Origin of the sequence: Mesorhizobium sp. M00.F.Ca.ET.216.01.1.1 (assembly GCF_004010325.2) — a bacterium.
In the GTDB taxonomy this organism is placed as follows: domain Bacteria; phylum Pseudomonadota; class Alphaproteobacteria; order Rhizobiales; family Rhizobiaceae; genus Mesorhizobium.
Genome location: NZ_SADR02000541.1, coordinates 1 through 287 on the forward strand (window position 1 = coordinate 1; position 287 = coordinate 287).

Genomic DNA, 287 nt, shown 5'->3' on the forward strand with positions numbered 1-287 from the left:
GCAAAAGCAGGTCTACCGACGCGGCTTTCCCGATTTCATGGACATGATGATCACCTGCGCCGATGCCGGCAGGAGCCTGGAGGCGGCGGTCGAGCGCGTGAGCCAGGAAATGGCGGGAACGCACAAATGGCTTGGCATCCAGCTTGCGATCATGAATTTGCAGCTGCGTGCCGGCAAGCCGCTGCGAGAGGCGCTCCGCGAGCTTGCTGATCGAATCGGTCTCGAGGAAGCGCGTTCGCTTGCCGTGCTATTTCGGCAGTCAGAAGAACTTGGCACCAGCCTGACAG

General features: G+C 61.0%; 1 protein-coding gene. It reads left to right on the forward strand.

The window, feature by feature from the left end; genetic code table 11:
- A partial coding sequence (locus EN859_RS37365; protein WP_135913757.1) for a type II secretion system F family protein occupies positions 1 to 287 on the forward strand: 287 nt, incomplete at both ends.